Source organism: Azohydromonas aeria (assembly GCF_009760915.1).
Taxonomy (GTDB): domain Bacteria; phylum Pseudomonadota; class Gammaproteobacteria; order Burkholderiales; family Burkholderiaceae_C; genus Azohydromonas; species Azohydromonas aeria.
In genome coordinates this window covers 33625-52985 of the sequence record NZ_VIDQ01000028.1, presented here as the reverse complement: position 1 = coordinate 52985, position 19361 = coordinate 33625, and the positions used below count along the sequence as shown (strand labels likewise).

The 19361-nt window shown below is 70.4% G+C and carries 20 protein-coding genes; 9 read left to right on the top strand and 11 right to left on the bottom strand.

The genetic code is table 11. The features are described 5' to 3' along the window. Positions 1–104: 104 nt before the first annotated feature. Complete coding sequence (locus FJ694_RS17375; protein WP_157268509.1) at positions 105–539, top strand: hypothetical protein; 435 nt, start codon at positions 105–107, stop codon at positions 537–539. Positions 540–551: 12 nt separating this feature from the next. Here FJ694_RS17375 and FJ694_RS17370 read toward each other — a convergent pair whose 3' ends face one another. Then, on the bottom strand, positions 552–1016 hold the full coding sequence (locus FJ694_RS17370; protein ID WP_157268508.1) for a DUF2269 family protein: 465 nt from the start codon (positions 1014–1016) through the stop codon (positions 552–554). Then, complete coding sequence (locus tag FJ694_RS17365; RefSeq protein ID WP_157268507.1) at positions 1016–2344, bottom strand: SDR family oxidoreductase; 1329 nt, start codon at positions 2342–2344, stop codon at positions 1016–1018. The genes FJ694_RS17370 and FJ694_RS17365 overlap by 1 nt, the downstream gene beginning before the upstream one ends. Before the next feature lie 131 nt (positions 2345–2475). Between FJ694_RS17365 and FJ694_RS17360 the strand changes: the two genes are divergently transcribed. Both FJ694_RS17360 and htpG read left to right on the top strand, forming a co-directional pair. Continuing rightward, complete coding sequence (locus FJ694_RS17360) at positions 2476–2970, top strand: hypothetical protein (RefSeq protein WP_198320875.1); 495 nt, start codon at positions 2476–2478, stop codon at positions 2968–2970. Between the two features lie 123 nt (positions 2971–3093). Further along, a complete protein-coding gene (htpG, locus tag FJ694_RS17355; protein WP_157268505.1) occupies positions 3094–4965 on the top strand; it encodes a molecular chaperone HtpG in 1872 nt (623 codons plus the stop codon). A 244-nt stretch (positions 4966–5209) separates the two neighbouring features. Here htpG and FJ694_RS17350 read toward each other — a convergent pair whose 3' ends face one another. Both FJ694_RS17350 and FJ694_RS17345 read right to left on the bottom strand, forming a co-directional pair. Further along, positions 5210–6232 carry a serine/threonine protein kinase gene (locus tag FJ694_RS17350; RefSeq protein WP_157268504.1) on the bottom strand — a complete coding sequence of 341 codons (1023 nt, stop codon included), beginning with the start codon at positions 6230–6232 and terminating at the stop codon, positions 5210–5212. 73 nt (positions 6233–6305) lie between these two features. Beyond that, a complete protein-coding gene (locus tag FJ694_RS17345) occupies positions 6306–6983 on the bottom strand; it encodes a GNAT family N-acetyltransferase (RefSeq protein WP_157268503.1) in 678 nt (225 codons plus the stop codon). A gap of 313 nt (positions 6984–7296) precedes the next feature. Here FJ694_RS17345 and rplM point away from each other — a divergent pair, with 313 nt between their 5' ends. From rplM to erpA, 3 genes are all read left to right on the top strand, one after another. Beyond that, positions 7297–7725 carry a 50S ribosomal protein L13 gene (rplM, locus tag FJ694_RS17340; RefSeq protein ID WP_157268502.1) on the top strand — a complete coding sequence of 143 codons (429 nt, stop codon included), beginning with the start codon at positions 7297–7299 and terminating at the stop codon, positions 7723–7725. A gap of 9 nt (positions 7726–7734) precedes the next feature. Beyond that, positions 7735–8127 (top strand): 30S ribosomal protein S9, encoded by a 393-nt coding sequence (gene rpsI / locus FJ694_RS17335; RefSeq protein ID WP_157268501.1) that lies wholly within the window; start codon positions 7735–7737, stop codon positions 8125–8127. 245 nt (positions 8128–8372) lie between these two features. Beyond that, complete coding sequence (gene erpA, locus FJ694_RS17330; protein WP_157268500.1) at positions 8373–8753, top strand: iron-sulfur cluster insertion protein ErpA; 381 nt, start codon at positions 8373–8375, stop codon at positions 8751–8753. Between the two features lie 137 nt (positions 8754–8890). On the opposite strand, the gene FJ694_RS17325 is transcribed toward erpA, so the two are convergent. Together FJ694_RS17325 and FJ694_RS17320 are read right to left on the bottom strand one after the other, a co-directional pair. After that, positions 8891–10027: an anhydro-N-acetylmuramic acid kinase gene (locus tag FJ694_RS17325; protein WP_157268499.1), complete on the bottom strand. Its 1137-nt coding sequence runs from the start codon at positions 10025–10027 to the stop codon at positions 8891–8893. Further along, positions 10024–11307: a M23 family metallopeptidase gene (locus tag FJ694_RS17320; protein ID WP_232540085.1), complete on the bottom strand. Its 1284-nt coding sequence runs from the start codon at positions 11305–11307 to the stop codon at positions 10024–10026. Before FJ694_RS17320 ends, FJ694_RS17325 begins: the two co-directional genes overlap by 4 nt. A 303-nt stretch (positions 11308–11610) precedes the next feature. Between FJ694_RS17320 and tyrS the strand changes: the two genes are divergently transcribed. The 3 genes from tyrS (at position 11611) to dtd (ending at position 14299) form a co-directional block, all read left to right on the top strand. Then, positions 11611–12852, top strand: a complete 1242-nt coding sequence (gene tyrS, locus FJ694_RS17315; RefSeq protein ID WP_232540084.1) for a tyrosine--tRNA ligase — start codon at positions 11611–11613, stop codon at positions 12850–12852. Between the two features lie 104 nt (positions 12853–12956). Then, a complete protein-coding gene (locus FJ694_RS17310) occupies positions 12957–13862 on the top strand; it encodes a cation diffusion facilitator family transporter (RefSeq protein ID WP_157268496.1) in 906 nt (301 codons plus the stop codon). Beyond that, the gene (dtd, locus tag FJ694_RS17305) at positions 13859–14299 is read left to right on the top strand and encodes a D-aminoacyl-tRNA deacylase (RefSeq protein WP_157268495.1); all 441 of its coding nucleotides are present in this window, start codon (positions 13859–13861) and stop codon (positions 14297–14299) included. Before FJ694_RS17310 ends, dtd begins: the two co-directional genes overlap by 4 nt. A 128-nt stretch (positions 14300–14427) precedes the next feature. On the opposite strand, the gene FJ694_RS17300 is transcribed toward dtd, so the two are convergent. The 5 genes from FJ694_RS17300 to FJ694_RS17280 form a co-directional block, all read right to left on the bottom strand. Next, positions 14428–15396 (bottom strand): tripartite tricarboxylate transporter substrate-binding protein, encoded by a 969-nt coding sequence (locus tag FJ694_RS17300; protein ID WP_157268494.1) that lies wholly within the window; start codon positions 15394–15396, stop codon positions 14428–14430. Positions 15397–15495: 99 nt separating this feature from the next. Continuing rightward, entirely contained in the window at positions 15496–16761 is a 1266-nt protein-coding gene (locus FJ694_RS17295) for a phenylacetate--CoA ligase family protein (protein WP_157268493.1), read from the bottom strand. Next, entirely contained in the window at positions 16754–17047 is a 294-nt protein-coding gene (locus FJ694_RS17290) for a hypothetical protein (protein ID WP_157268492.1), read from the bottom strand. The genes FJ694_RS17295 and FJ694_RS17290 overlap by 8 nt, the downstream gene beginning before the upstream one ends. A gap of 49 nt (positions 17048–17096) precedes the next feature. Then, entirely contained in the window at positions 17097–17903 is an 807-nt protein-coding gene (locus FJ694_RS17285) for an ABC transporter ATP-binding protein (RefSeq protein WP_157268491.1), read from the bottom strand. An 85-nt stretch (positions 17904–17988) separates the two neighbouring features. Further along, entirely contained in the window at positions 17989–19341 is a 1353-nt protein-coding gene (locus FJ694_RS17280; protein ID WP_157268490.1) for an ABC transporter substrate-binding protein, read from the bottom strand. Positions 19342–19361: the final 20 nt, after the last annotated feature.

Here is a 19361-nt window from a genome sequence, read left to right as displayed (position 1 = left end):
AACGGTGAACAGCGCCCCTGCAGGGCGGTTGTTGTTCCTACTGCCGTGCGGCAGCGGAGGGCAGACTGGCGCATCGAGTTGTCAAATTTCTGAAGTAGAGCGCGATGCAACTGCCTGCCCTGCAAGTGGACTGGGAAAGCGGCGAAGGCGAGGTTCACCTCGGCCGCCTGGAAGACATGCCCGCGGCCTTCCGCCGCGACGTGCTGCGCGACTGGCAGCGCCAGATCGAGCAGGCGCTGTTCCGCGCCGAGGACGAGCTGCAGCCCGAGAAGCGCCAGGACGCCGTGCACGACCAGCGCTTCCAGAACGCGCGCCGGCGCGCCATGTGCGAGCGGCTGTCCGGCGCCAAGGTGCTGCTGGCCGAGCCGCTGGTCAACGGCGACGTGCTGCTGCACCTGCACGGCGGCGACACGGTGGTGATGTTCGCGCGCCACGAGGACGTGAAGTTCAACGTCGTGCGCGACGCCGACCGCGCCCGCCACTTCGCCTCCACCGACAACACCGGCGACTACTACGTGCGCGAGGACTACGCGGCCTGATCCCGCGGCGCTTCAGGTCGGCTTGGCCACCATCAGGTAGAAGACGACGACCAGCGCCACGAAGGCCGGCACGCCCAGCGCGGTCCAGACCTTTAGCAGCTGGAAGTAGCGCGGCGGCAGCGGCTCGTTGTGCGTGACGGCGGCCTGCGCCAGGGCGCGCATGCGGATCTGGATCCACACCACCGGCAGCCAGCAGGCGCCGGCGACGAAGTACAGCACGAAGCTCCAGAAGATCCACGGCGTGGTCAGCGGGATGCCGGCCAGGTGCGCCAGGTACCAGCCGCTCAGAGGCTGGAAGATGATGGTCGTGGTGGTGAACAGCCAGTCGGCCAGCACCACGAAGCGCACCACCGTCGCCACGGCGCGCGGGTCGCGCGTCAGGCTGGTGAAGAACATGTAGTAGGCCGAGCCCAGCCCGGTGCCGAACAGCAGCGTGCTGGAGAGCACGTGCAGCCATTTCACGACGATGTAGTCCATCAGCGGCCCTTGGTGTCGGCGGAGTGAACGGGCCGGGCGGGTGCCGTGTGCGGCTCCAGCGCCGCCAGCAGCGCCAGCGCGGCCAGGATGGGCAGGTTCTTGCTCAGCGGCCCGTAGGGGTGCAGCCAGAACTCGGGCAGCCGCCACGTGATCAGCACGGTGTAGAAGCCGATCAACAAGGCCTGCGCCGCCCACAGCCGGCGGCGCCAGTGCGGGCGCAGCGGCCACAGCGTGAGCACGCCCAGCAGCAGGTCGAGCCCGGCGGCGCCGTAGAGCATGAGCGGCTGCAGCGCCGGCGGGATGCCGGTGCGCGCCAGCAACTCGTAGCTGCGCTCCACCGGGTACAGGCCGAAGGAGACGGCGGCCGTGATCAGCCACACCAGCGCCAGCGACAGGCGCAGCAGCGGCAGCGCCCAGCCCAGGCGGGCGCGGGTGCGGGCCGCGTCGGCGTGCGCGGGCGCGATGAACTCGCGCGGCGGGCGCGGCGCGCGGCCCAGCAGCGCGGTGACGGCGTCGGCCGGCGCGGCGTTGCCCTGCTGCAGCATGGTCCAGCTGTCGGCGTCCAGCAGCGTGCTGCCCAGGCGTCCGGCCACGCGCGCGCCCAGGGCGCCCAGCGGCGCCGGCACGGGGACGACCGGCGCGCGGCGCAGGCCCTGCGCGGCGCGCAGCGACTGCAGGTACGCCTCCAGCGGCATCGGCTGCGGGCCGACCAGCGCCACGCGGCGCCCGGCCCAGGCGCCGGGCGGGGCCTGCAGCAGCGCCAGCAGCGCCGCGGCGGCGTCGTCCACGTGCACCGGCTGCAGCGGTCCGCCGCGCGGCAGCGCCAGCAGCGGCAGGCTGGAGAGCATCAGGAAGAAGCGGGCGCTGGGGCCGTCCTCGCCGAACACCAGCGAAGGCTGCGCCACGGTGGCATCCAGCGGCAGCGCCAGCAGGGCGGTGTCGGCGGCATGCTTGCTGCGCTGGTAGGCGGTCAGCCCCGCCTCCACGCCCAGCGCCGACACCTGCACCACGCGCCGCACGCCGGCCTGGGCGCAGGCCTCGAACAGCGCGGCCGGGGCGCGGTGGTGCAGCGCCTCGAAGGTCTGGGTGCCGGACTCGCGAAAGATGCCCACGGCGTTGACCACCGCGTCCACGCCACGCAGGTGCGGCAGCCAGTGCGCGGGCGTGGTGGCCTGGGCGAAGTCCAGCGCCAGCCAGTGCTGCCCGGGCGGGTTGCCCTGCTGCGGCGCGTGGCGCGCCACGCCGACCACCTCGTGGCCGGCGGCCAGCAGGAGCGGGCGCAGGCTGCTGCCGATGAAGCCGGTGGCGCCGGTGAGGAGGACTTTCATCCGGGGTGGAAGCGGGGGAGGCGAGAGGAAGTCGCGGGGGGGTGATCCGGGGAACGGCGCTTGCCGAAACGGGCGTGCCGGTTCGGCAAGCCGCATTCCCCAATCAATCTGGAGAGGTGACATCCATGGGCGTGACCACGCAATTCATCGTCAACACGGCGCAGCGCGCCATCAAGGACGGACTGCTGGCCTCGGCGCTGTCGGGCGGGCTGATGGCCGCGCGCGGCAAGGCCGACACCGGCAGCGCCGTGGCCCCGCTGAACGCGCCCTCGCAGTGGGTGCACGGCCGGGAGGCGGTGCACCGCGAGGACGTGACGGCCAGCCACACGCTGGTGGGCGCGGCGATCCACACCGCCTCGGCCATGCTCTGGGCCGGGCTGTACGAGACGCTGCAGGCGCGGCGCGAGCGCCGCACCGTCACCGGCGCGCTGGTGGACGCCGCCGGCGTGGCGGCGCTGGCGGCGGTGGTGGACCTGAAGCTGACCCCCGAGCGGTTCACGCCCGGTTTCCAGCACCGGCTCAAGACGGAGAGCCTGTGGATGGTCTACGGCAGCTTCGCGCTGGGCCTGGCCCTGGGCGGGCTGCAGCGCCGCCACGAGGCGCCCAGGGTGTCGGACCTGGACTGACGCGGCGCCGGCGCGGCCGGTGCGAGCGGGGAAGGGCGCCCCTTGAAGCCCCGGGGGGGCGGCCCCATCTGCGGGCCGCCCCGCGGTGGAGGCGGGACTTTCTTTTCCTCGACACACAAGACCATGCACAAACAGACCCTCTCGTTCCAGGCTGAGGTCAAGCAGATCCTGCACCTCGTCACGCACTCGCTGTACTCGAACAAGGAGATCTTCCTGCGCGAGCTGATCTCCAACGCCTCCGACGCCTGCGACAAGCTGCGCTTCGAGGCGCTGAACGACAACGCGCTGTACGGCGACCAGCCCAACCTGGAGGTGCGGGTCACCTTCGACGCCGCGGCGCGCACGGTCACGATCAGCGACAACGGCATCGGCATGAGCGCCGAGGAGGCCACGGCGCACCTGGGCACCATCGCCAAGAGCGGCACGCGCGAGTTCATGGCGCGGCTGGAAGGCGACCAGAAGAAGGACGCGGCGCTGATCGGCCAGTTCGGCGTGGGTTTCTATTCCGGCTTCATCGTCGCGGACCGCATCACGGTCGAGTCGCGCCGCGCGGGGCTGTCGGCCGAGGAGGGCGTGCGCTGGAGCAGCGAGGGCGCCGGCGACTTCGAGGTCGAGACCATCACGAAGGACAAGCGCGGCACCGACGTGACGCTGCACCTGCGCGAGGGCGAGGACGAGTTCCTGTCGGCGTGGCGGCTGAAGTCGATCATCAACAAGTACTCCGACCACATCTCGCTGCCCATCCTGATGCGCAAGGAGACCTGGGACGCGGAGAAGAAGGAACAGGTCACGACCGACGAGTGGGAGACGGTCAACAAGGCCGCCGCGCTGTGGACGCGCAGCAAGAGCGACGTGACCGACGCCGAGTACAAGGAGTTCTACAAGCAGCTCAGCTACGACAGCGAGGCGCCGCTGGCCTACACGCACAACCGCGTGGAAGGGCGCACCGAGTACACGCAGCTGCTCTACATCCCGGCCAAGGCGCCCTTCGACCTGTGGAACCGCGACAAGCGCGGCGGCGTCAAGCTCTACGTCAAGCGCGTGTTCATCATGGACGACGCCGAGGCGCTGATGCCGGTGTACCTGCGCTTCGTCAAGGGCGTGATCGACTCGGCCGACCTGCCCCTGAACGTCAGCCGCGAGCTGCTGCAGGAAAGCCGCGACGTGAAGGCCATCCGCGAGGGCTCGACCAAGCGCGTGCTGTCGATGCTGGAGGACCTGGCCGAGAACCAGAAGGAGCAGTACGAGAAGTTCTGGGAGCAGTTCGGCGCCGTGATCAAGGAAGGCGTCGGCGAGGACCACGCCAACCAGGAGCGTCTCGCGAAGCTGCTGCGCTTCGCCTCCACGCACGCCGACTCGGGCGTGAGCTTCGCCGACTACGTGTCCCGGATGAAGGAGGGGCAGGAGGCGATCTACTACATCACCGCCGAGACGCTGGCCGCCGCCAAGAGCAGCCCGCAGCTGGAGATCTTCCGCAAGAAGGGCCTGGAGGTGCTGCTGCTGTCCGACCGGGTGGACGAGTGGATGCTCTCGCACCTGTACGAGTTCGACGGCAAGCCGCTGCAGAGCGTGGCCAAGGGCGCGGTGGACCTGGGCAAGCTGCAGGACGAGGAAGAGAAGAAGCACGCCGAGGAGGCCGCCGAGGCCTTCAAGCCGGTGCTGGAGAAGCTCAAGACCGCGCTCAAGGACCGCGCCAAGGACGTGCGCGTGACGACGCGGCTGGTGGAGTCGCCGGCGTGCATCGTGGTGGAGGAAGGCGACATGAGCGCGCACCTGGCGCGGCTGCTCAAGCAGGCCGGCCAGCAGGCGCCGAAGTCGCAGCCGATCCTCGAAGTCAACGCCGAGCACCCGCTGGTGAAGAAGCTGGAGAGCGACGACGGCCGCTTCGACGACCTGGCGCAGCTGCTCTTCGACCAGGCCTGGCTGGCCGAGGGCGGCCACCTCGACGACCCGGCGAGCTACGTGCAGCGGGTGACGCGGCTGCTGAGCGCCTAAGCGGCCCAGCAAGGAAGCGGCTTTGCTGGCCACCAGCGAAGTCGCCGCGCCCACTACACCGTCATTCCCGCGAAGGCGGGAATCCAGGCAGTCCCCAAGCAGGCCGCAAGCCGATGCGCAGCGCCTGCTGTGTCCCGGCCCTTGGTACGCCGGCCGTCCGGCTTTCGGCGACTTGGGGGCCGCCTGGATGCCCGCCTGCGCGGGCATGACGAACCAGACTTTCAGTCTTGAGTGGGGACTGCAATCAATACAGCTCCAGCGGCGCCTCGCCCATCGAGGCCAGTTGCTCGCGCAACTGCGTCGTCTGCTCCGACCAATAGGCCGCGGTGCCGAAGAAGGGGAAGGCGGCGGGGAAGGCCGGGTCGCTCCAGCGCTCGGCCAGCCAGGCGCTGTGGTGGATCATGCGCAGGGTGCGCAGCGGCTCGACGAGTGCCAGCTCGCGCGCGTCGAAGGGCATGAAGACGCGGTAGCCCTGCAGGATCTGGCCCAGCTGCGCGGCCATGGTGGCCGGATCGCCGGAGAGCAGCATCCACAGGTCCTGCACCGCGGGGCCGGTGCAGGCGTCGTCCAGGTCCACCACGTGCGGGCCCTCGTCGCGCCACAGGATGTTGCCGGGATGGCAGTCGCCGTGCAGGCGCAGCCGGCGCACGGCGCCGACGCCGTCGAAGGCCTCGCGCACGGCGGCCAGCGCCGCGTCGCAGCTGCTGCGCCAGGCGGGCAGCTGATCGGGCGGGATGAAGTCGCCTTCGAGCAGCCGCATGCGCGCGGCCTCGCCGAAAGTGGCGACGTCGAGCGTGCGGCGGTGCTCGAAGGGCGCCTCGGTGCCCACGGCGTGCAGCCGGCCCAGGAAGCGGCCGAGCCACTGCAGCACCATCGGGTCTTCGAGGTCGGGCGCGCGGCCGGCGCGGCGCGGGCTGACGCTGTAGCGGAAGGGCTCGCCGTCGAGGCGGATGCGCGCCAGGGTCGCCGGCACGCCCAGCAGCTCGATCTCGCCCTGGTTGCGCGGCTGCAGCGCCAGGGGGGCGACCACCGGCACGTCGGCGGCTTCAAGGGCCAGCGAGAAGGCGTGCTCTTCGAGGATCTGCGCGTCGCTCCAGCGACCCGGGCGGTAGAACTTGGCGACGACAACGGCGCCGTCCTCCAGGAAGACCTGGAAGACGCGGTTCTCGTAGGAGTTGAGTTGCAGCAGCCGGCCGTCGGGGTCGAAGCCCGCGGCGGCCACGGCGTCGAGCACGGATTCGGGGCGCAGGGCGGCGTAGGAAGTCATCCGCGCATGCTAGACCGGCGCCTGCGGCGCTCCGGGCGGCAGGGCCAAGCCGGGACCCGGGCGGGACCTCGCCTCAGTTGGCCGGGCTGGGCGCGCCGGCGCGGGGCAGCATCATGCGCCACCACTGCTGCAGGCGCAGGGCCTGGAGCTTGAGCTGGTAGTCGAACTCGCCGGCCTGCTGTGCCACCAGCGCGTCCATGCGCGAGCCGGCGTCTTCGGGCGGCAGGCGCAGCATCGCCTGGGCCTCGCCGCCGTCGCGCTCGATGCGCGCGCCGGCCTTGCGCGCGATGCGCAGCATGGGCGTGTTCTCGGTCAGGGCGTGGATCACCATGGTGTCGGCGCCCCAGTTGCGCGCGTGCAGCACGGCGCGCTCGAACAGCCGGCTGCCCCAGCCGCGGCCGCGCGCGCGCGGCAGCACCGAGACGCCGAACTCGGCCATCGGCGCGGCGCCGTTGGCGCTGGCAATGTGCGCCAGGTGCGCCACCGCGACCAGCTCCAGCGCCTCGTCGAAGATGCCCACCACCTCGTCGCGGCCGAAGTCGATGCCGTCCACGTAGCGGCGCACCTGGGCGTCGGAAGCGGCGTAGCCGAAGCGCAGGTAGCGGTCGTTGTCGCCCAGCGCCAGCAGGTGCGCCAGGATCAGCGGCCGGTGCCGCTGCGCCAGCGAGCGGATCGGCACCCAGCCCACGCGCGGCGCGGGGGCGGCGGGCGTGGCGGAACGGCGGATCGGCGTGGAGGGCGGGGCAGACATAAGATGACTCAGGGTTTTCCCGAAAGTGGGGCGGATGTTATCCCAATCAAGGGTTAACCCTGCCTCCTGGTCATGGGGAGTTCACAACGCCGTGACGTTTGCACATCCACACGGTTTTCGCTTTCTGGGCTACAATGTTCGGCTTTCCTGTCAACGGCGGGGAAGTTGTGCCTGTTTCCAGCGCTCTTTGGGCACTGCGGGACATGAGCCTTGAGGCGGCAAGGAGACTTGCGGCACCGGGGCCGAGCGCAACGCATGCAGCCGTCACCGGGTGGCCCGATTCGCGGGTGACCCTCAACCGAAAGACCCCCTCATGAAGACCTTCAGCGCCAAGCCGGCCGAAGTCGTGCACGAGTGGTTTGTGATTGACGCCACCGACAAGGTGCTCGGACGTGTCGCCAGCGAAGTGGCACTCCGTCTGCGCGGCAAGCACAAGGCCATCTACACGCCCCACGTGGACACCGGCGACTTCATCGTCGTCGTCAACGCAGACAAGCTGCGCGTGACCGGCAACAAGGCCAACGACAAGGTGTACTACCGCCACTCGGGCTTCCCGGGCGGCATCTACGCCACGAAGTTCAAGGACATGCAAGCCAAGCATCCGGGCCGCGCCCTGGAAAAGGCCGTCAAGGGCATGCTGCCCAAGGGTCCGCTGGGCTATGCCATGGTCAAGAAGCTGAAGGTGTACGCCGGTGATACGCACCCGCACACCGCCCAGCAACCCAAGGTCCTCGAGATCTAAGGAGCGGTGATGATCGGAGAATGGAACTACGGCACCGGCCGCCGCAAATCGTCGGTGGCGCGCGTGTTCATCAAGCGCGGCACGGGTCAGATCCTGGTCAACGGCAAGCCGGTCGACCAGTACTTCGGCCGTCAGACCTCGATCATGATCGTCAAGCAGCCCCTGATGCTGACGAACAATGGCGAGGCCTTTGACATCAAGGTCAACGTCGAAGGTGGCGGCGAGTCCGGCCAGGCCGGCGCCGTGCGCCACGGCATCACCCGCGCCCTGATCGACTACGACGCGGCCCTCAAGCCCGAACTGAGCCGCGCCGGCTTCGTCACGCGCGACGCGCGTGAAGTCGAGCGTAAGAAGGTCGGCCTGCACGGCGCCCGCCGCCGTAAGCAGTTCAGCAAGCGCTGATCGACTTTCGCTGCCGCTGTTGTCCCGGGGGTTCACTCCGGGCGACCGCGGCGCCAGGGCGGCGTGCCCTGCGACTCCCACGCCGTGCCAAGGCCGCTCCGCACTCCGGGCGGCCTTTGCTTTTTCGTGCCGGATTTGGCCTTTTTCGGGATGGATGAATTGGCGCCGCGATGACGGCGCGCCGTCCGCATCGGGGACAATTCCGGTGTCTTTTTCGTTTCCAAATTCCCTCAGGAGAGCTCCGCATGAGCGCTGTGGCTGAACAAAGCACCGACCTCACCACCGACGGCATGCCCGCGCCGATCATCTTCACCGACAGCGCCGCGGCCAAGGTGGCCGACCTGGTGGCCGAGGAAGGCAATCCGGACCTCAAGCTGCGCGTGTTCGTGCAAGGCGGTGGCTGCTCGGGCTTCCAGTACGGCTTCACCTTCGACGAGCTGGTCAACGAGGACGACACCCAAATGCAGAAGAACGGCGTCACGCTGCTCATCGACGCCATGAGCCTGCAGTACCTGATGGGCGCCGAGATCGACTACAAGGAAGACCTCCAGGGCGCGCAGTTCGTCATCAAGAACCCCAACGCCACCACCACCTGCGGCTGCGGCTCCAGCTTCTCGACGACCTGAAGCCCCCCCGCCCGTCGCGCACCACGCGACACCCGCTCGCGACAAGGCCGCCCCCGGGGCGGCTTTTTCATGGGCGGCGCCGGCGTGCGGCGTTCGTGCTCGGTTGAGCGCGCAACCGGCGCCGCTGCGCCCGCCGGTCAGGCCGGGTAGAGCGCGCCCAGCACCCGCGGCCCGCGCGCGCCCGTGACCTCGACCCGGTTGCCGGGCCGGCGCGCCAGGTGCGCCCATGCCAGCCAGGCAAAGGCCGTGGCCTCGACCTGGTCCACTGCCAGCCCGCGCTCGGCCGTGGTCAGCACCGCCACGCCGGGCAGCAGCACGCGCAGCCGCTGCAGCAGGTCGGCGTTGTGCGCGCCGCCGCCAGCGGCCAGCAGCTCGCGCGTGGCCGGCGCCTCGCGCCGCAGCGCATCGGCCACGGTGGCCGCGACGAAGGCGGACAGGGTGGCCTGCACGTCGCGCGCGGCCGGCGCCGCGGGCAGCGCGGCCAGCCGCGCGTCCAGCCAGGCCAGGTTGAAATCGTCGCGCCCGGTGCTCTTGGGCGGACGGCGCGCGAAGAAGGGCTCGTTCAGCAGCGACTGCAACAGCGCCGCGTCCGCGCGCCCGCCAGCGGCCCAGGCGCCGGAAGCGTCGAAAGCCTGCCCGGTGTGGCGCTCGCACCAGCCGTCGAGCAGCGCGTTGGCCGGGCCGCAGTCGAAGCCCAGGAGGCCGCCGTCGGCGCGCAGCAGCGTCAGGTTCGACTGGCCGCCCAGGTTGAGCACGGCGATGTCCGTGTCGGGACGCGCGAACAGCGCCTGGTGGAAGGCGCACACCAGCGGTGCGCCCTGGCCGCCGGCGGCCACGTCGCGGCTGCGGAAGTCGCACACCACGTCGATGCCGGCGAGTTCCGCCAGCAGCGCGCCGTTGTGCAGCTGCAGCGTGTAGCCGCGGCCGTCGTGCAGCCCGGGCTGGTGGCGCAGCGTCTGGCCGTGGGCGCCGATGGCACGCACGGCGCCGGCCGGCACGCCGGCCGCCTCCAGCAGCGATTGCACCAGCGCGGCTTCCAGCTCGGACAGCACATTGGCCGCCAGCGCGGCGCGGTGCAGTTCATCGGCGCCGCTGCGGTTGAGCGCCAGCATCTCGGCGCGCAAGGCCGGCGGCAGCGGCCGGTGCGCATGCGCGAGCACGCGCAGGCTGGGGCCGGGAGAAGCAGGGGACGCGAAATCGACCAGCACCCCGTCGAGCCCGTCCAGCGAGGTGCCGGACATCAGGCCGATGAAGAGTGCCGGCGTGTCGATCACTCGCTGCGCACGGCGCCCACGCTGCGCGCGGCGTCGATCTGCGTGCGCGCGGCCGAGGCCAGCTGCTGCAGCTCGGCGCGCGACACCGGCGGCGCGGGGTTGTAGGAGCGCGCCACCTGCAGCGGGTCCTGGTGCACGCCACGGATGCGGAATTCGAAGTGCAGGTGCGGGCCGGTGGCCCAGCCCGTGGCGCCCACGGCGCCGATGCGCTCGCCCTGCTCGACGCGTTCGCCCTTGCGCACGTCGATGCGGCTCAGGTGCGCGTAGAGCGTGCTGCGCTCGCCCTCGTGCTGGATCTCGACCACGTTGCCGTAGCCGTTCTGCCAGCCGGCGAAGTTCACCACGCCGTCGCCCACGGTGCGCACCGGCGTGCCCACGGGCGCGCCGTAGTCCACGCCCTGGTGGGCGCGCAGCGTCTGCAGGATCGGGTGCATGCGCATGGCGAAGCCCGAGGTCACGCGGGAGAACTCCATCGGGCTGGCCAGGAAGCCGCGCTTCTTGGGCTGGCCGTCGAGGCCGACGTACATGCCGCGGCCCAGCGCGTCGCGCACCCACATGCCCTGGTGCGTGCGGCCGCCGTTGACGTACTCGGCCGCCAGCAGGTGGCCCGCGCCCTCGTTCCAGTTGATGGGCTCGCCGTCGGCGGTGAGCGTCTCGTAGACGACGCTGAAGGTGTCGCCCTTCTTGATCTCGCGGTGGAAGTCCACCTCGTCGGCGAACATCTCCGACAGCTGCGCCGCGATGCCGTCGGGCAGCCCCGCCTCGTCGGTGGCCGTGAACAGCGACTTGCCCACCGTGCCGCTGCCCAGGCGCACCTGCGACTCCAGCCGCGCCAGCTGCTTGTCCACCTTCCAGCCGCCGCGGCCGTCGGGGCGCAGCGTCACGCGCGTGAAGTGCGTGTTGATCTGCTCCTTCTTCGGAGCCGGGTAGCGGGCGATGAGCTCGATGAGGCGGCCGCTCTCGTCGGCGCGGGCGCTGAACATGCGCGCCAGGCGGCCGTCGAGCAGCTCGCGCACGCCGCGGTCGCGGCGCAGGAAGGCCAGGGCCGAGGCGTCGCTGACACCCAGGCGGGAGAGGATGCTGTCGGCGGTGTCGCGGGACTGGCCCGCGGTGCTGCGGCTGAGCTCCAGGCCGTGTCCGGCCAGCGCTTCGAGCTGCTCGTGCACCGGCAGCGGCTGCACCGTCTCGCTGATCACCTGCTGCGCGATCTCGGTGCCCGGCGCGGCGGGCGTGGCCACGCCGAAGGCCGTCGCGGCGAAACCCGCCAGCGAGCACAGCACACCGGCGGCGACTGCGCGGGGGTGCCGTTGAGCAAATTTGTGCGCGTTCGCAGCCGCGCGGTCAAGCCATCCCGTCATCTGAACTTCAATGCCGGGCGCAGGCCCGCTGGTTTTGCAGCACGGAAGTGAGACTGGCTGCAAGGGTCTGAAAAAACCTCCCAGGGCCAATCGCTAGAATTGCGACTTCGGCCGGAAGTGGTACCTCTTTGGTGTGGCCATTGCGGCAACCGCGCGGAGTATACCCAGCGTCTCACCCGCTCTTACATTCAAAATCCTGCAATTCACTGCGCTATGTCAGAAAACGTGACGACTGCCACATCCGCCGCACCCGTCAACCCCCCGATTACCGATGAAGTGCGCGCCGCGCTGGCCGTGAGCCTGCGTGGCTGTGACGAGTTGTTGCCGCAGCCGGAATGGGTCGCCAAGCTGGCGCGCTCGCAGGCCACCGGTGTGCCGCTGCGCATCAAGCTCGGCCTGGACCCGACCGCCCCCGACATCCACCTCGGCCACACGGTGGTGTTGAACAAGCTGCGCCAGCTGCAGGACCTGGGCCACCAGGTCATCTTCCTGATCGGCGACTTCACCTCGACCATCGGCGACCCGTCCGGCCGCAACAGCACGCGCCCGCCGCTCACGCGCGAGCAGATCGAGGTCAACGCCCAGACTTATTACAAGCAGGCCAGCCTCGTCCTGGACCCGGCCCGCACCGAGATTCGTTACAACTCCGAGTGGTGCGACGCCCTGGGCGCGCGCGGGATGATCCAGCTCGCCGCCCGCTACACCGTGGCGCGCATGATGGAGCGCAACGACTTCGCCGAGCGCTTCAAGGCCGGCACGCCGATCAGCGTGCACGAGTTCCTCTATCCGCTGATGCAGGGCTACGACTCCGTGGCGCTGAAGTCCGACCTGGAACTCGGCGGCACCGACCAGAAGTTCAACCTGCTCGTGGGCCGCGCGCTGCAGGCCGAGTACGGCCAGGAGCCGCAGTGCATCCTGACCATGCCGCTGCTCGAAGGCCTGGACGGCGTCGAGAAGATGTCCAAGAGCAAGGGCAACTACATCGGCATCAGCGAGCCGGCCAACGCCATGTTCGCCAAGCTGCTGTCCATCAGCGACACGCTGATGTGGAAGTATTTCCAGCTGCTGAGCTTCCGCTCCGAGGCCGAGATCGCCGCGCTCAAGGCGGAAGTCGAGGGCGGGCGCAACCCCAAGGACGCCAAGGTGCTGCTCGCCAAGGAGATCACCACGCGCTTCCATTCGGCGGCCGCCGCCGACGCCGCCGAGGCCGACTTCAACAACCGCGCCCGCGGCGGCATCCCGGACGACATCCCCGAGCTCAGCCTCGGCGGCGCCCCGCTGGGCATCGGCGCGCTGCTCAAGCAGGCGAACCTCGTGGCTTCCGGCAGCGAGGCCATGCGCATGGTCGAGCAGGGCGGCGTGCGCGTGGACGGCGGCGTCGTCTCCGACAAGGGCCTCAAGCTCGACGCCGGCACCTACGTGCTGCAGGTCGGCAAGCGCAAGTTCGCGCGCGTGACGCTGGGCTGAGACCGGGCCGGCGGGCAAGGCAGGGCGCTTGCCGCGAGGCGCGCGGGCGCGGACAAGCCCGCAGCGTCGCGCGGGCGCCGCGCACGCCCCTGGACAATCGCGCCATGCAGGTCAGCAGCTACTTGAAACTCTCCGTGGGCGTGGCGGTGGTCACCATCGCGCTCAAGACGCTGGCGTGGTGGCTCACCGGCTCGGTGGGGCTGCTGTCGGATGCGCTGGAATCGCTGGTCAACGTGGCCGGCGCCAGCTTCGCGCTGGCCATGGTCACGCTGGCGGCGCGGCCGCCCGACGAGGAGCACCCGTACGGGCACCACAAGGCCGAGTACTTCTCCAGCGGCTTCGAGGGCGTGCTGATCCTGGTGGCGGCGCTGGCCATCGTCTGGGCCGCCGTGCACCGGCTGCTGCAGCCGCAGCCGCTCGAAGAGCTGGGCCCCGGCCTGGCGCTGTCGGTGGTCAGCTCCGTGCTCAACGGCGTGCTGGCCTGGGCCATGCTGCGCAAGGCGCGCGAGCACCACTCGATGGCGCTGGAGGCGGACGCGCGCCACCTCTTCACCGACGTCTGGACCAGCGCCGGCGTGGTCGGCGGCCTGGTCGCCGTTCACTTCACCGGCTGGCTCTGGCTGGATCCGGTGCTGGCCATCGCCGTGGCGCTCAACATCGTGCGCGAGGCGCTGCACCTCCTGAAACGCTCGGCCGACGGGCTGATGGACCACGCCCTGGACCCACAGGACCAGCAGCGCATCGACGAGACCCTGCAGCGCTTCCGCCACGCGGACCCGCGCGTGCGCTTCGACCACGTCACCACGCGCCGCGCCGGCGCGCGCCGCTTCGTGGACCTGCACCTGCACCTGCCCGCGGAATGGACGCTCGGCCGCGCGGCGCGCATGCGCGGCGAGGTCGAGCGCGCGCTCATGGCCGCCGTGCCGGGGCTGCGTGCCACCATCCAGCTGCTGTCCTCGGACATCGAGGCGCACGTGGACGAGCGCCACCACCCGGAGGCCGCGTCGTGATCGCGCTCATCCAGCGCGTGCGCCGCGCCAAGGTGGACGTGGACGGCGCCACCGTCGGCGAGATCGGCCCCGGCCTGCTGGTGCTGGTCTGCGCCCAGCCCGGCGACGGCGAGGCGCAGTGCGCCAAGCTGGTGGACAAGCTCCTGAAGCTGCGCGTCTTCGCCGACGCCGCCGGCAAGATGAACCGCAGCGTGCAGGACGTGACCGGTGGCCTGCTGCTCGTCTCCCAGTTCACGCTGGCCGCCGACACCTCGGCCGGCAACCGCCCCAGCTTCACCGGCGCGGCGCCGGCCGAAGCCGGCCGCCGCCTCTACGAGTGCGTGCTGGCGCTGGCGCGCGAGCGCCACCCGGTGGTCGAGGCCGGCGTCTTCGGCGCCGTCATGCAGGTCGAGCTGGTCAACGACGGGCCGGTGACGATCCCGATGAATATCCAGTGAAATGTTCGGTGTGCTTTGACAATGCGCCGTGATTTGTTCGGCACCTTGTCAAAGTCAGTGGTGATTTGTTCAGCTAAACAAAAAAGCCGCCCGGAGGCGGCTTTCGCATGCATGGCAGTCAGCCGGGATCAGTCCGCGTACTGGCCGGCGGCCTTGATGACCGGCCCCCACTTGTTGATCTCGTCGGACACGAACTTCTTGTGCTCGGCTGCGTTGGCGCGCGCGTCGCTGACGACCACGGCACCCAGGTCCTCCTGGCGCTTGACGAAGCCCGGGTCCTTGAGCGCCACCTTCAACGCGGCGTTGATCTTGTCCGTCACCGCCTTCGGCGTGCCCTTGGGCGCGTACAGGCCGTGCCAGATGGTCACGTTGAAGCCCTTGAGGCCGGACTCGTCGAGCGTGGGCAGCTTGGCCAGCGCCGGGGTGGTCAGCCGCTTGGGCGTGGTCACGGCGTAGGCCTTGACCTTGCCGCCGGCGATCTGCGCCGTGGTGTTGGTGGTCTGGTCGCACATCAGGTCCACCTGGCCGCCCATCAGGTCGGTCATGGCCGGGCCGGTGCCCTTGTAGGGCACGGTGGTCATTTCCATCTTCAGGCTCTGCTGGAACAGCAGCCCGCACAGGTGCGAGGCGGCGCCCAGGCCGGCGTTGGCCAGGAAGGTCTTGCCCTGATTGTCCTTGAGCCACTTCTGCAGCTCGGCCCAGTTGTTGGCCGGCAGTCCGGGCTTGCCGATGATCGTCATCGGCACCTCGTTGACCAGGCCCAGGTACTCGAAGTCCTCCAGCGGCTTGAAGTTCAGGCTGCGGTACAGCGCCGGCGAGGTCGCCATGCCGATGTGGTGCAGCAGCACCGTGTAGCCGTCCGGCGCCGCCTTGGCGACCTTGGCCGCACCCAGCGTGCCGCCGGCGCCGCCGACGTTCTCGATCACGATCGTGGCCTTGAGCGGGCCGCGAATCGCCTCGGCCAGGTCGCGCGCGACCTTGTCGGTCGGGCCGCCGGCGGAGAAGGGCACCACGATGGTGATGGGCTTCTCGGGATACTCGGCCAAAGCGGCCGAGGCCGCGGCCAGCGCCACGGTGGCGAACAGGAATTTCTTCATCGGTGTACTACCTCAGGGGAACGGCGGGATGCCGGGGCGGGGCATGTCACGTGCAGCCTGGACGGCGTTTCGACGCCTTTGCCGGCGACTTGAGCACCATTAAACGTAACGTCGGCCGTCCTCGATGACTTTGCCATCGTCAGGGAGGCTGCCCGGAGCGCAGAGTTCCACCTCGGCGCGCAGTTTTGTGACTTCGCGCACGCTCGCCGCCAGCTGCTGCGCGAAACCGTCGGCCGCGGGTTCGCGCGTTTCGGCGCGCAGCAGCAGCGTCTCGGCTGCCGGCTCGCCGCCGACCACCAGCCTTAGCCGCCCCAGCCCCGGGTGGCGCTGCGCCAGCTGCGCCAGTTGCGCCGGGTGCACGAACATGCCGCGCACCTTGGTGGCCTGGTCGGCGCGTCCCAGCCAGCCGCGCAGCCGCACGTTGCTGCGCCCGCTGGGGCAGGGGCCCGGCAGCACGGCCGAGAGGTCACCGGTGCCGAAGCGGATCAGCGGGTAGTCCGGATTGAGCGTGGTCACCACCACCTCGCCGATCTCGCCCTCGGCCACCGGCTCGCCCGAGCCCGGCTGCACGATCTCGACGATCACGCCCTCGTCCACCACCAGCCCGGCACGTGCCGCCGTCTCGTAGGCGATGAGTCCCAGGTCGGCCGTGGCGTAGCACTGGAAGGCCTGTACCCCGCGCGCCGCGAACCAGGCCTGCAGCGAGGGCGGGCAGGCCTCGCCGCTGACCAGCGCCTTGGTGAGCTGCGGCAGCGCCACGCCCTGCTCGGACGCGCGCTCCAGCAGGATCTTCAGGAAGCTGGGCGTGCCCACGTAGCCCTGCGCGCCCAGCTCGGCCAGCGCCTGCAGCTGCAGCTCGGTGTTGCCCACGCCACCGGGAAAGACGGTGCAGCCCAGCGCGTGCGCGCCGGTCTCCATCATCGAGCCCGCCGGCGTGAGGTGGTAGCTGAAGCTGTTGTGCACCAGGTCGCCGTCGCGAAAGCCCGCGGCGAAGAGCGCGCGCGCCATGCGCCACCAGTCGGGCGAGGCGCCCTCGGGCTCGTAGATCGGCCCGGGCGACTGGAACACGCGGCGCGCGCCGGCGCTGCGCTGCAGGCCCCTCCAGCCAATGGTGGCGAAGCCGCCGAAGGGGTCGCCCTGGGCGCGCTCGCGCTGGCGCTGCAGCAGCTCGGACTTGCGCAGTACTGGCAGCCGCGCCAGCGCGGCGCGGCTGGCCACGTCGCGCGCGTCCACGCCCGCCAGCAGCTCGGCCACGGCGGGGCTGGCGGCCTGCGCCTGCGCCACCACGCGCGGCAGTGCCGCCATCAGCGCGGCCTCGCGCGCGGCCGGGTCGCGCGTCTCCAGCGCGTCGAAGAAATCAGTCATCACGGTCTCCCCAGCGGGCCAGCTCGCGCTTGAGCTCGGCCACGAAATCGCGCAGCGCGGCATGGTCGTCGATGACGCGCTCCTGCCACTGCGGCGAGCGCGCCGGCTGGCGCACGCGCGCCGCGCGCAGGTCCGGCCCGTCCAGCGCCACGCGGGCGATGGCCTGGCCGCGGCGCTCGAAGCGCCCCTCGCGCTCGGTCAGGCCCAGCGCGCGCAGCTCGCGCTTGAGGCGCTGCAGCCCCTCGTCGGGCTTGAAAGGTGGCGGGGCAAAGAAATCGTCGCTCATGAAAGGCGCTCCTTCACGGCCGGACCGCCCGCGGGCCCGGCAAGAGAGGTCAAGCCAGCCAGCGCTTCCTGCGCTTGTAGCTCTTGACGTCCTTGAAGCTCTTGCGGTCGCCGCCGCCCATGCCCAGGTAGAACTCCTTGACGTCCTCGTTCTCGCGCAGCGCCTTGGCCTCGCCGTCCATGACGATGCGGCCACTTTCCATGATGTAGCCGTAGTCGGCGTAGCGCAGCGCCATGTTGGTGTTCTGCTCGGCCAGCAGGAAGGTGGTGCCCTCCTTGGTGTTGAGGTCGCGCACGATCTCGAACACCTCCTCCACGATCTGCGGTGCCAGGCCCATGGAGGGCTCGTCCAGCAGCACCATCCTGGGGTTGGCCATGAGCGCGCGGCCGATGGCGCACATCTGCTGCTCGCCGCCGGAGGTGTAGGCGGCCAGCGAGCCGCGCCGCGTCTTCAGGCGCGGGAAGTAGGCGTAGACCTTCTCCAGCGTCTGCGCCACGGCGGCCTTGCCGTCGCGGCGGGTGTAGGCGCCGGTCATGAGGTTGTCCTCGATGGTCAGGTGCGCGAAGCAGTGGCGCCCCTCCATCACCTGGATCACCCCGCGCTCCACCATGGCCGCGGGCGAGAGCTTCTCGATGCGCTCGCCGCGCAGCTCGATGGAGCCCTTGGTGACGTCGCCGCGCTCGCCCGCGAGCAGGTTGGAGACGGCGCGCAGCGTGGTCGTCTTGCCCGCGCCGTTGCCGCCCAGCAGGGCGACGATGCGGCCTTCGGGCACCTGCAGCGACACGCCCTTGAGCACCAGGATGACGTGGTTGTAGATGACCTCGATGCTGTTGACGTTGAGCAGCGGTGGGGACATGGCGAAGCGCTCTGGGCTGGGTGGTGCGGAGTGCCCCCGTCGCGGGCCGGGCCCGCAACGGGGGTTCTTCAGGGCCGGGGCGGTGTCAGGCGCCGCTCTGGCAGTCCTCGGGCGGACGGCGGGTGAGCTTCTTCTCCGCCGCGTACTTGTCGGCCGCGGCCTTGACCAGCGGCTTGGAGATCTGCTCGTCGGCCTGGTACCAGTCGGAGCTGAAGTTCCACTTGCTGCCGTCCCAGGTGTGCACGCGCACCCAGCTCGACCCCATGTGGTCGGCGCAGGAGGTGCTCAGCGGCCGCATCACGCCGGAGAAGCCCAGCGCGTCGAGCTTCTTCTGGTCCAGCGCCAGGTTCTCCAGGCCCCAGCGCACCTGCTCGGCGGTCATGACCTTGCCCTTGCCGAAGCGCTCCTGCGCGCGGCGCACCGCCTCCACGCCCAGCATCTGGATGATCACGCCGCGGGTGTAGAGCACCGAGCCGACCTCGTCGCGCGGGCCCGAGCCCTGGCCCTTGTCGTGCACGTGCTTGAGGATGTCTTGGATCACCTTCGGGCTGGTGCCCGACGGGTTCAGCGCCAGCGCGCTGTAGCCCTTGGCGCCTTCGCCCACGTCCTTCACGTCGGGCTCGGCGCCGGCCCACCACACGCCGAACATCTTGTCGCGCGGGTAGCCCGTGGCCTGCGCTTCCTTCAGCGCGGTGGAGTTCATCACGCCCCAGCCCCACAGCAGCACGTAGTCCGGGCGGCTCTGGCGCACCTGCAGCCAGGCCGACTTCTGCTCCACGCCCGGGGCCGTCACGGGGATGAGCTGCAGGTCGAAGCCGTGCATCTTGCTGCGCTCCTGCAGCAGCGGGATGGGCTCCTTGCCGAAGGGGCTGTCGTGGTAGACCAGGGCGATCTTCTTGCCCTTGAGCTTGTCGAGCCCGCCCTCCTTCTTGCCCAGGTGCTGGATCAGCACGTCGGCGCCGGTCCAGTAGGTGCCCATGAGCGGGAAGTTCCACTTGAACACGCCGCCGTCCTGCGAGGCCGCCAGGCCGTAGCCCAGGGTGATGAGCGGGATCTTGTCCACCGGCGCCTTGTCGGTGAGCGCGAAGGTGATGCCCGTGGACTGCGGGTCGAACAGGGTGTTGGTCCGGCCCTTGAGCCGCTCGTAGCACTCCACGCCCTTGTCGGTGGCGTAGCCGGTCTCGCACTCCTCGAAGGCGATCTTCACGCCGTTGATGCCGCCATCGCGGGCATTGATCATCTTGAGGTAGTCCTGCTTGCCGTTGGCCCAGGGCGTGCCGTTGGGGGCGTAGGCACCGGTGCGGTAGACCAGCAACGGGAAGAACTGCTCCTTGGCCTGGGCCTGGGCCTGGGCGGCCGTGCTGCCCAGCGTGCCGGTCAGGGCCGCGGACACGGCCGCGGCGGCCAGGGCGATCGAACGGAAACGGGAAAGGTTCATCACGAGTCTCCTCTGGGGTT